1 protein-coding gene and 1 pseudogene are annotated in these 590 nt (G+C 58.1%); both read right to left on the reverse strand.

From position 1 onward, the window contains the following. The coding region (locus AC1DWI_RS25775; protein WP_477726273.1) for an NAD-dependent epimerase/dehydratase family protein at positions 1-453 on the reverse strand (453 nt) is incomplete at its 3' end. A 27-nt stretch (positions 454-480) separates the two neighbouring features. Then, positions 481-590: pseudogene (locus AC1DWI_RS25780) on the reverse strand (D-glycero-beta-D-manno-heptose-7-phosphate kinase); the annotation flags it as partial.

Below are 590 nucleotides of genomic sequence, written 5' to 3' on the forward strand. Positions count from 1 at the left end.
CCGCAGGCGCTGGTCAAAGAGCAGCTTKGAGTAGCCATAGACGTTGAGTGGTCGTTCGAATTCGGGCGATTCCCTGAACGTGTCGGATCCGCCGTAGGTGGCGGCCGACGAGGCATACAGCAGGCGTGTTCCCTGGTCCTGGCAGGCATGGAACAACTCGCACGACAGCGTGTAGTTGTTGTCCATCATGTACTTGCCATCGGGCTCCATCGTGTCGCTGCAGGCGCCTTCGTGGAACACGGCCTCAACCTGGCCATAAGCGCCTTCGGCAAAGAGGTCATAGAAGTCGTCGGCATCCACGTAGTCGGCGATCTGCAGGCCGGCCAGGTTCCGAAACTTGTCGCCTTCAGTCAGGTCGTCGACCGCGATGATGTCGTCGATGCCGCGGGCATTGAGGCCCTTGATGATATTGCTGCCGATAAAACCCGCAGCACCCGTGACTACTACTTTCATGAGGATTCCTTTAACCTGAGCCGCAATTTAATCCGCGGCAAACAGTTCGTCGTAACTGACCGTTGCGGTACCGAACTTGCCAACCACGATGCCACCGGCACGGTTGGCGATGGGCACAGCATCACGAAGGTTCATGC

It is taken from the genome of Polaromonas sp. P3_C2 (genome assembly GCF_056402675.1).